Below are 9,733 nucleotides of genomic sequence, written 5' to 3' on the forward strand. Positions count from 1 at the left end.
AGGCGGACAGAAAAGATTTGTAATGAGAGTTGTCCGTATTAGCTTCTGAACGGGGGAGACAGAACATGCGGATATCCACCCTGACATTGCGCCGCTGGCATCGGCGGTTCGCGCTGACGCTCGGCATCTTCTTCATCATCCAGGGACTGACGGGCGCGATCGCGCAGCAGCGGTTCTGGTTAATGCAGGCAAGCGACCCTAGCGGCTACCGGGTCAATGCCCGCGGCGAGCCGATGGCACCGGGTTCGGTCGTCGCGCTGATCCGCCGCAACAAACCCGACTTCCAGATTGCGCACATGATGTATCCTGCGGCGGTGTCGCCGAACACGGCGGTCGTCGTCATGGGCGGACGCGATACCACGAAGCACGATATGTCGCGCATGATGATGATCGATCAGTTCGACGGGCGAATCATCCGTGAACAATCCTCGATGTCGGGCTGGGTGGGGACGGCGGACGCGCTGCACAAATGGCTAATTTTCGGCACGGCGGGCAAAATCATTCTGACGATCCTCGGCCTCGGCGTGATGATTTTCAGTGGTCTTGGCCTCGTGATATGGTGGCGCACCCGAGCGACGAGCAAAAACGCGAAAGGGGTAGTCCGCATCCACCGAACGGCGGGACTTGCAGCGAGCCTCTTCATCATTTCGGTTTCGGCGACCGGCACATGGCTCAACCTGACGACGTGGGCGGAGAAGGTGTCGGGCCGCTCGGTGTTCACGAGCAACATGAGGATAGCCGATCATGCCGACATGACGACCGCGGCCCCTGCGATCAGCGGCGACACGGCCTATGAGATTGCCCGCAAGCGGGTTGGTGACGAGCATCTTGCGGCCTTCGGCCCGCCGGGACCACACGCGAAAAATTACTGGTTCGCGTTCATGGACGATCGGTTGAAGCGCACCGACGTGCTCGTCAATCCGGCGAACGGCAGGGTGATCGGCGTCTATCCGACCGGGCTGACCAGCGGCGGCGGTGGCGTGCGCGCGTGGCTGTTCCCCGTTCACAGCGGTTATATCATCGGCCCCATCGGGGGATTGATCTATTCGCTGATCGGCGTGTCGGTCAGCCTGTGGGTGCTGACAGGGTTCATCATGTGGCGGCAGCAGCGGCGACCACGGCGTGCTCGTGGAACTGCCGCTGCCCTTACGGAGGTTCGCTCGTGACGTTTCGTTGATCGGCGCCCGCAGTGTTGTTGCCCATTTCGACCGCAGCGTCGGCGGCGACGTCGATCCTCATGCGCTGCGACCCGAGGATGCAATTTGGGGCATAGCGTCCGTCGGGCGTGCGCGGTTTGGCGGTGGCCGTGATGCCGATGGGGTGTCTGAGCAATGATGATGGCGTGTTCAGAAAACGACCGTGTCGTGACGGCGTGACGTTGCGGCAGCGGCGAAATGAGGACAGCGGCGAAATTTGGTAACGTAGGCAGGGATCAGGCCGAGGCGCGATGCTCCTCCCGCGCGGCCTCCCAGATTTCGCGCGCGGCATCGGCGTTCATCAGCGCGATGGCGAGGCCGACGATGAGGTCGGGCCACGCGGAATGCCAGAGCACAGCCGTGACAAGTCCGGTTGCGATGATGGCGACATTGGCGAATGCATCATTGCGCGCTGACAGGAACGCTGCCCGGGTAAGACTGCCGCTATGGTGGCGGTGGCGGGCGAGCATAAAGGCGCAAGTCAGATTGACCGCAAGCGCACCGAGGCCCGCTAGGGTGAGCGGCACTGGGTCGGGGGCGACCGGCACGTTGAACTTCGTCCAAGCCGTCCATAATGTCGCGAGTCCCGGCACAAGCAGGATGAGGGCCAATCCCATGCCCACGCGCGCGCGGCTCCGCACGGACCAGCCCAAGGCGAGAAGGATAAGCAGGTTGACCGAGGCATCTTCGAGAAAATCGACAGAATCGGCAAACAGCGACACAGAGCCGATCGCCTTGGCGACCGCGAATTCGAAACCGAAATACGCGAGATTCAGGAGCGCCACGAGGCGAACCGCCCGGCGCAGGCCGAGATTCGCGAATTTATCGAACCCTTCTTCGGTCATGCGCTCCCCTTACGTGCATATTCGTAGTGGAGACAGGCTGTTCAACCTAAAGCCAGGCCGACACGAGCAAGGCAGGGTTATTAGCGACCGCAGCCTTGGCCTAGCGCAATGGCCGACAGATCGGCGGCAGGATCGACAGTCCGATTCGCTTCCTTCCTTTCGGAATAGCGATCGACGAGCTGGGCCGCATGAGGGCGCAATAGTACCGTGAACCGGACCAGCTCCTCCATCACGTCCACGATCCGGTCGTAATAGGCGGAGGGTCTCATGCGCCCGGCTTCATCGAACTCCTGAAAAGCCTTGGCGACACTCGACTGGTTCGGGATCGTGACCATCCGCATCCAGCGACCGAGCAGGCGCAGCGTATTGACGCTATTAAACGATTGCGATCCGGCCGACACCTGCATCACCGCGAGCGTGCGGCCTTGGGTCGGGCGCATCCCGCCCATCGAGAGCGGCAGATGGTCGATTTGCAGCTTCATGATGCCGGTAATTTGCCCGTGGCGTTCTGGCGAGCACCACACATGGCCTTCCGACCACATCGACAGCGCGCGCAGCTCATGGACGGCGGGATGATCGTCGCCAGCGACCTGATCGGGCAGTGGCAGCGTCGAAGGGTCGAAGATGCGTGTCTCGCACCCGAAGAATTGCAGCAAACGCGCAGCTTCCTCGACACATAGGCGCGAGTAGGCGCGCTCGCGCAAGCTACCGTAGAGCAGCAGGATACGGGGCGGCGGATCACCCGCGCCTAGGCCGAGGCCGGGCCGCTCGATCGCATAGCGCCGATCGAGCGCGGGCAGATGGCCAGGGTCCGTGAGATGGCGCAGCGGCATCAGCCTAGGCTGATCCGCAAAGCCAGCGCGGCAAGCGTCACCAGCAGAATCGGGATCGTCAGCGTCATGCCGACCCGGAAATAATAGCCCAAGCCGATCTTCACATCCTTCTGCCCGAGCACGTGCAGCCAAAGTAGTGTCGCAAGCGATCCGATCGGCGTGATTTTCGGCCCCAGATCGCAACCGATGACATTGGCGTAGATCATCGCTTCCTTGGCTGCGCCCGTTGCGTGCGTCGCGTCGATCGACAGCGCGCCGACCAGCACGGTCGGCATATTGTTCATGATCGACGACAGCAGCGCCGCGATTATGCCGGTGCCAAAAGTTGCGGCCCAGACGCCGCCTTGCGCCGTGCGATCGAGCACTACCGCCAGGTGATCCGTCAGCCCCGCATTCTTCAGGCCATAAACGACGAGATACATGCCAAGCGAGAAAATGACGACCTGCCACGGCGCACCGCGAATGACCTTGCCCGTTTCGATCACATGGCCACGACCGGCAATCACGATCAGCACCAGCGCGCCGATCGCGGCGGTCGCGCTGACAGGAACGCCGAGCGGTTCGAGCAGGAAGAATCCGGCGAGTAGCAGCGCCAGCACAACCCATCCCGCGCGAAACGTCGCGCGGTCGCGGATCGCCTCGCCGGGAGCGCGCAGCTGCGCCACATCGTAGTTTGCCGGAATGTCGCGGCCGAAGAACAGAAGAAGCGCGGCCAACGTCGCGGCGATCGCGGCGAGATCGACCGGCACCATAACCAGCGCGTATTCGGCAAACCCGAGCTTGAAGAAGTCCGCCGACACGATGTTGACTAGGTTGGAGACCACCAGCGGCAGGCTGGCGGTGTCGGCGATGAACCCCGCCGCCATTACGAACGCCAGCGTCGCCCTGGTGCCATAGCCGAGCGCCCGAAGCATCGCGATGACGATCGGCGTCAGGATGAGCGCAGCACCATCATTGGCGAACAGCGACGATACTGCCGCGCCCAGGAGCACGACGAGCGAGAACAGCCGCTTGCCATTGCCGCCACCCCAGCGCGCCACATGCAGCGCCGCCCACTCGAAAAAGCCCGCCGCGTCGAGGATCAGGCTTATCAGGATGATCGCCACGAAAGCGCCGGTCGCGTTCCAGACAATGCCCCACACCACCGGAACATCGGCGAGCGTGATGGCTCCCAGCAGCAGAGCCACGACCGCTCCAGCCATCGCGCTCCAGCCGATACCGAGACCTTTGGGCTGCCAAATGACGAGCGTGATCGTCGCGACGAAGATCAGCAATGCAACAAGCATCAAGCGACCCGCTCGCCACGCTCATCGATCACCTGTTCGCCATCTTCCTTGGTAAATGCTCCTTGCTGTGGTGCGGGGAGCAAATCCAGCACTGCTTCGGACGGACGGCACAGCTTCACGCCGAGCGGCGATACGACCAGTGGACGATTAATCAGAATCGGATGCGCCATCATCGCGTCGATCAGGTCGTTGTCGCTCAGGCTCTCATCGGCGAGGCCAAGTTCGGCGTAGGGCGTGCCCTTTTCGCGCAGCAGATCACGCGGACGTATGTGGGCGCGCTCGATCAACTGAACGAGTAGCGCCCGCGACGGCGGCGACTTGAGATATTCGATGACGTGCGGCTCGATGCCCGCGTTTCGGATCATCGCCAGCGTGTTGCGTGACGTACCGCATTCTGGGTTGTGGTAGATGATGATGTCAGTGGTCACGATGTCACCGCCCCGTCCGGCAGGGTTGCACCTTCACTATGGCCGATTTCGCGTAACTTGGTCCGCAGAACGATCGAGCCGATACTATCAATCGGCAGCGCCAATAGCAGGTTGATGCGATTGGTGAGGTAGCGCAGCGCCATGTCGAAGGCGTGCCGCTGGCCTTCGCCTTCGACGGCGGCAGGGTCTTCGATGCCCCAGTGCGCCATCACCGGATGCCCCGGCCACACCGGGCAGACTTCACCCGCTGCGTTGTCGCAGACCGTGATGACAATATCGATCGTGGGCGCGTCCGGGCCGACAAACTCGTCCCAGTTTTTCGACCGCAAGCCCTCGGTTGGCAGACCTGCTTCCGCGATTAGGGTCAAGGCCATCGGATGCACGGCACCCTTGGGATAGCTCCCCGCTGAAAACGCGCGGAAACGGCCTTTGCCGAGATTGTTCAGCACGCTTTCAGCAAGGATCGAACGGGCGGAGTTGCCCGTGCACAGGAACAATACGTTGTAGATACCGTCGGTCATGCGTGACCTTCCTCGACGCAGTGCGTGCGCATCACCATGTCGGCCAGGCGCGCGCAGATTTCGGGGTTGCCGCCGCAGCAATCCTCCATGAGATATTCGAGCACGTCCGCCATGCTCTCATACCGTGCAGAATAGATGATCGACCGACCTTCGCGGCGGCTCTCGATCAGATTGGCGTGCGACAGAATGTTGAGGTTTGCCGATAGCGTATTGGGCGGGACGCCCTGCTCTCGTGCAATTTCGCCCGCAGCAATCCCTTCCCGGCCCGCCTGCACCAGCATGCGAAATGTGGTGAGGCGTCCGGGATGGGCGAGCGCGGAAAGCGCGGCGACAGCGTGTTTGAGTTCCATGATTCGGATTTAGCGGAAATGTCGCAGCGGACAATGCTTCATCGGCGATGGTAGCAATCTACCGCCCGCCCTTTTTCTTGACGTCGAACGTACCCGTCGCACCCGCCGGAAAGGTCTGCTGACATGGTTTATCGACCGCCGAGGCAAGCGGACAAACATACATTGGACTGCGCAGCGAGATGGTGAGCGGCTTATCGGGCGCAGCGACGTAGGCGCATGAACCGCCAATTGGTTCGTCCAGCGAAAAACCAAGCGCCTTTTTCCCGCGACCTGTAAACTCCCGCGCCACGGGGTCGCCCTTTTTCGTCTGCATTTGGCACTTGAGGTTCCAAGCACCTTCGCCTTTGCCCTCAATTCGCAGCATTTCGGGATACGGCTCCCATTGCGCCGCACTGGCCGTGGCGATCATCAGCAGCGGCAACCCAGCTAACAGCGATTTCATTGTCTTTTCCTCCCAGTTGCGACCGAACCGACGCGAGCGATTCGATAATTCCACGATACAGGAATGATGGTGGCGTTCAATTAGGGTTGGGAAAATAGTTTCCAATATGCCGCTAGTCTTCACTTCTCGAATCATCGAATAATGTTTATCCGGTGGCATCGGGGGAGAGTGGGATGCTAGCGTGGTTTCAATCGCTGATGCCGAAGCAGGGGCGCTTCCAGGAACTGATCGAGACGCACGGTCTGGCCATTACCGAGGCAGCGCGCGAGCTGAGTGCGTTGCTCGACCATCAGGGTAGCCGTGACGGCTGCATCGACAAAATCGCGCACCAAGAACGGCTGGCCGATGCGCTGAGGATTTCGATCATCGACGATGCGCGCAGCGTATTTGTGACGCCCTTCGATCGGAGCGCCATCGTCGCGCTGATCAATGCGATGGACGATGCGATCGATCAGATGCACCAGACCGCGAAGACGATCCGGCGCTATGACGTTACGATGTTCGATCCGGAAATGCGCGATCTCGCGCGCATCGCTGTTGACGCGAGCGACGTCGTTATGACGGCGCTCCCCCTCCTGCGATCGGTCAGCAAATATGGCACACGCCTCCTCACGCTGACGGCGGAGGTTGTCGCGTTGGAGGAGCGCGCCGACGCGTTGCATGAACGCGGATTGCGGACGCTTTTCGAAACCGGCGGGGATGCCACCACCTTCGTCATCCGCCGCGAAGTCTATTCCCATCTTGAACGTATTCTCGACCGACTCGAGGACGTTGCATCCGAAATCCACGGCCTCGTGATCGATCACGCCTGATCATGGCGCTATCGATGTCCATGCTGGTCGCGCTGATCGGTATTGCGCTCGCCTTCGACTTTTTGAACGGGCTGCACGACGCCGCTAATTCGATCGCGACGGTTGTCTCGACGCGGGTGTTGAAACCGCACCACGCCGTCGTCTGGGCTGCGTTCTTCAACTTCATCGCCTTCCTGTTTTTCGGCCTTCATGTCGCTAAGACCATCGGCACCGGAATTATTGACGCGCATATCATCGACGCCAGCATCATTTTCGCGGCGCTGATCGGAGCGATAGCGTGGAATTTGATCACGTGGGTGCTGGGACTGCCGTCGAGCAGTAGCCATGCGTTGATCGGCGGATTGCTCGGGGCCGGCATCGCCAAGGTTGGCATAAGCGCCGTTGTATGGGGCGGCGTCCTCAAAACCGTCGCCGCAATCTTTCTGTCGCCTACAGTTGGCCTGTTCTTCGCTTTGGTGCTGATGTTGGTCGTCGCGTGGACCAGCCTGCGCCTCACGCCGCTCGCGGTCGATAAACGGTATCGTCGGCTTCAGCTTATATCGGCAGCACTCTACTCGCTCGGCCACGGCGGCAACGATGCCCAAAAGACGATGGGGATCATCGCTGTCCTACTCTATTCGCAAGGGCTGCTCGGTGGCGAGTTCCACGTACCGCTGTGGGTCGTATTGTCCTGTCAGGCTGCGATGGCCCTCGGCACGATGTCCGGCGGATGGCGGATCGTCCATACAATGGGATCGAAGATCACCCGGCTGACACCGCCTCAGGGTTTCTGCGCCGAGACTGGCGGCGCGATCACCTTGTTTATGGCGACTCTTGGCGGGATTCCTGTTTCGACCACTCACACAATAACCGGCGCTATCGTTGGCGTCGGCGCGGCACGGCGGCTTTCGGCGGTACGCTGGAATATTGCCGGGAGGATTGTTTTCGCTTGGGTGATTACTTTGCCCGCAGCTGGTCTGATTGCGGCTCTCACATATTTGGCGACAGCGTTCGTCGACTAAGCGATCGACGTCGCATCGTCGTCCAGAAAACGACCGTTTTCCAGACACGCGGCGCGGTTCCCGAAAATCCCGGTCGATCGGCAGTCGAATTGTTTACAAACCCGTTCGAGAATCTATGACGTGAAAACGGCATGATCGATTTGAATGATGAACACGCGCAGCAGTCTCGATCAGTCCGGCACGACCGCAGGTGGCGTACGCGTCGGCTATGCCCGCGTATCGACTGAGGATCAGAGCCTCGACGCCCAGCTCGACGCGCTCAATCGTGTCGGATGCCATCGCATTTATTCCGAACATGCCAGCGGCGCGAAATCCGATCGGCCCGAACTGGCGCAGGCGCTCAAAGCCCTGCGCAAGGGCGACAGCCTGGTCGTGTGGCGTCTCGATCGGCTTGGGCGGTCCCTGCCTTACTTGGTCGCGACCGTCGCCAAGCTGGCGCGCGAAGGCATGGGATTCGAAAGCATCGACGAGCGGATCGATACGGCCAGCGCCGGGGGAACGCTCATCTTTCATATCTTCGCCAGCCTGGCGCAGTTCGAGCGTCAACTTACTAGCGAGCGCACCAAAGCCGGTCTTGCTGCCGGACGCGCGCGTGGCCGCATGGGCGGTCGCCCGCCAGCGTTGACTACCAAACAGCTTCGTGAAGCGAAATTGTTGTTGGCGGACCCGCACGCTACCGTAACTGATGTGGCGGTGACTTACGGTGTCAGCAGGGCAACGCTCTATAAAGGGTTGAAGCAGATCGCGGCATCGGGTTGATGATCCGCCGCAGCTAAGCCGCCGATTTCGACCGAGCGATCGGAAAAGGTCGCAGTGATATGCATCTCGCCACCCATCGCCGCGCTCAGCTCGCGCAACGTGCTGACCTTCATGTCGGGACTGCGCAACAGCCTAGAGATTGCCGACTGCTCCAGATCAATCAATCTTGCCATCTCTTCCGAGCCGATGCCCATGCCGTGACACAACCGCTCAAAGCTGGCCCACCGATTGGTCAGCTTAATCTTGCTTGCCTCGCTGTGCGCGCGACGCTCGGGACTCCAATCCTTCATGAGATCGGAAAACGGGCGATGTCCGCTCATGCAGCCTCTTCGAGTTGGATATGCAGCTTGAACCCCGCTGCCGTGGCGACATTGACGAGCGCATCCAGCGAGAACTTGTCGAGCTTCCCGCGCAGGAGATCGTTCACCCGGGGCCGGGTCAGGCCAAGCCGTTTGGCGGCCTGTTCCTGCGGCACGTCCCACGACTTCACCCGCTCGCGGATGCTCAGCAGCAGGTCCGCGCGCGCCGTCAGGTTTGCTGCTTCCGCCGGTGTGTCGGCGAGCGCGTCAAAAACGCTATCGAAGGTTCCGACAATCATAGGTTCGGCGTTCATTGTTCTGCCTTCCAAGTTTTCAGCCGTTTCGCGGCCAGGTCGATGTCCTTTTGTGCAGTCTGTTGTGTCTTCTTCTGGAACGCATGAAGCACCAGCACGCGATCCGGTAATGTCGCCACATAGATCACCCTGAACGCGCCCGACGCTTCCCTGACCCTTATTTCTCTTACGCCCGCTCCAACGGTCTTCATCGGCTTCCAATCCGAAGGATCGAGGCCCGTCTGCACCGCCCGGAGTTCGACGCCCGCGCTGTAGCGGGCACCGTCCGGGAAATTTCGTAGAGCCTCGCGGCTGTCGCCGAGGAAATGGACCGGCTTCGCGGTTATAGACTCCATCCCGTCGCCTGTATCAAAACAGAGACAGAAGCGCAAGAGGATCGTTCCGCGATGACCGATCGGGGGCGCCCTGACGGGCCGCGCTCTATCTCCGCTGGCGCTACGACCAAGCCGCCTGTGGCGTCTCGTCCCTGCCGGGTGACGATCGCTCGCGCGCGGGGTCGGGCCAGGCCCGCCCATGATGACGCCGGCGTCGCCGACGAGATCCCTTATTCAGTCGGGGAAAGGGGCGCGCCGCGCCCTCTCCCCAGCAACGACAATCAGCCGGGCCGTGGCTTCCTCGCGTGCCGCTCAGTGCGCCCGCACCACCCC

General features: G+C 61.3%; 14 protein-coding genes. 4 read left to right on the forward strand and 10 right to left on the reverse strand.

Translation table 11 applies throughout. The annotated features are described in order from the left end of the window. The first annotated feature begins 65 nt into the window (after positions 1-65). On the forward strand, positions 66-1,166 hold the full coding sequence (locus tag C0456_RS18660) for a PepSY-associated TM helix domain-containing protein (protein WP_291055471.1): 1,101 nt from the start codon (positions 66-68) through the stop codon (positions 1,164-1,166). A gap of 266 nt (positions 1,167-1,432) precedes the next feature. Here C0456_RS18660 and C0456_RS18665 read toward each other — a convergent pair whose 3' ends face one another. From C0456_RS18665 to C0456_RS18695, 7 genes are all read right to left on the reverse strand, one after another. Then, on the reverse strand, positions 1,433-2,041 hold the full coding sequence (locus tag C0456_RS18665; protein ID WP_291055474.1) for a cation diffusion facilitator family transporter: 609 nt from the start codon (positions 2,039-2,041) through the stop codon (positions 1,433-1,435). Between the two features lie 80 nt (positions 2,042-2,121). After that, positions 2,122-2,874, reverse strand: coding sequence for an arsenical resistance protein ArsH (arsH, locus tag C0456_RS18670; protein ID WP_291055476.1), 753 nt, complete (start codon positions 2,872-2,874; stop codon positions 2,122-2,124). Further along, positions 2,874-4,160 carry an arsenic transporter gene (locus C0456_RS18675; protein WP_291055479.1) on the reverse strand — a complete coding sequence of 429 codons (1,287 nt, stop codon included), beginning with the start codon at positions 4,158-4,160 and terminating at the stop codon, positions 2,874-2,876. Before C0456_RS18675 ends, arsH begins: the two co-directional genes overlap by 1 nt. Next, positions 4,160-4,588, reverse strand: a complete 429-nt coding sequence (arsC, locus tag C0456_RS18680) for an arsenate reductase (glutaredoxin) (protein ID WP_291055482.1) — start codon at positions 4,586-4,588, stop codon at positions 4,160-4,162. The genes C0456_RS18675 and arsC overlap by 1 nt, the downstream gene beginning before the upstream one ends. Continuing rightward, positions 4,585-5,109, reverse strand: a complete 525-nt coding sequence (locus C0456_RS18685; protein ID WP_291055484.1) for an arsenate reductase ArsC — start codon at positions 5,107-5,109, stop codon at positions 4,585-4,587. The genes arsC and C0456_RS18685 overlap by 4 nt, the downstream gene beginning before the upstream one ends. Then, entirely contained in the window at positions 5,106-5,459 is a 354-nt protein-coding gene (locus C0456_RS18690; RefSeq protein WP_291055487.1) for a metalloregulator ArsR/SmtB family transcription factor, read from the reverse strand. Before C0456_RS18690 ends, C0456_RS18685 begins: the two co-directional genes overlap by 4 nt. A gap of 58 nt (positions 5,460-5,517) precedes the next feature. Next, positions 5,518-6,036 carry a hypothetical protein gene (locus C0456_RS18695; protein ID WP_291055490.1) on the reverse strand — a complete coding sequence of 173 codons (519 nt, stop codon included), beginning with the start codon at positions 6,034-6,036 and terminating at the stop codon, positions 5,518-5,520. Between the two features lie 38 nt (positions 6,037-6,074). Between C0456_RS18695 and C0456_RS18700 the strand changes: the two genes are divergently transcribed. The 3 genes from C0456_RS18700 to C0456_RS18710 all read left to right on the forward strand — a co-directional run bounded on the left by C0456_RS18700 (position 6,075) and on the right by C0456_RS18710 (position 8,473). Continuing rightward, entirely contained in the window at positions 6,075-6,713 is a 639-nt protein-coding gene (locus C0456_RS18700) for a DUF47 domain-containing protein (RefSeq protein ID WP_291055493.1), read from the forward strand. Between the two features lie 2 nt (positions 6,714-6,715). Further along, positions 6,716-7,714 (forward strand): inorganic phosphate transporter, encoded by a 999-nt coding sequence (locus tag C0456_RS18705; RefSeq protein ID WP_291055496.1) that lies wholly within the window; start codon positions 6,716-6,718, stop codon positions 7,712-7,714. A 144-nt stretch (positions 7,715-7,858) separates the two neighbouring features. Next, a complete protein-coding gene (locus C0456_RS18710; protein WP_291055499.1) occupies positions 7,859-8,473 on the forward strand; it encodes a recombinase family protein in 615 nt (204 codons plus the stop codon). Here C0456_RS18710 and C0456_RS18715 read toward each other — a convergent pair. The 3 genes from C0456_RS18715 to C0456_RS18725 are packed head-to-tail and all read right to left on the reverse strand — an operon-like array spanning position 8,437 to position 9,421. Beyond that, on the reverse strand, positions 8,437-8,793 hold the full coding sequence (locus tag C0456_RS18715; RefSeq protein WP_291055502.1) for a hypothetical protein: 357 nt from the start codon (positions 8,791-8,793) through the stop codon (positions 8,437-8,439). The genes C0456_RS18710 and C0456_RS18715 overlap by 37 nt on opposite strands. Next, a complete protein-coding gene (locus C0456_RS18720) occupies positions 8,790-9,071 on the reverse strand; it encodes a helix-turn-helix domain-containing protein (RefSeq protein ID WP_367179316.1) in 282 nt (93 codons plus the stop codon). The genes C0456_RS18715 and C0456_RS18720 overlap by 4 nt, the downstream gene beginning before the upstream one ends. A gap of 11 nt (positions 9,072-9,082) precedes the next feature. After that, a complete protein-coding gene (locus C0456_RS18725) occupies positions 9,083-9,421 on the reverse strand; it encodes a type II toxin-antitoxin system RelE/ParE family toxin (protein ID WP_291055509.1) in 339 nt (112 codons plus the stop codon). Between the last annotated feature and the right edge of the window lie 312 nt (positions 9,422-9,733).

The sequence above is a fragment of the Hyphomonas sp. genome, assembly GCF_013823385.1.
In the GTDB taxonomy this organism is placed as follows: Bacteria; Pseudomonadota; Alphaproteobacteria; order Caulobacterales; family Hyphomonadaceae; genus Hyphomonas.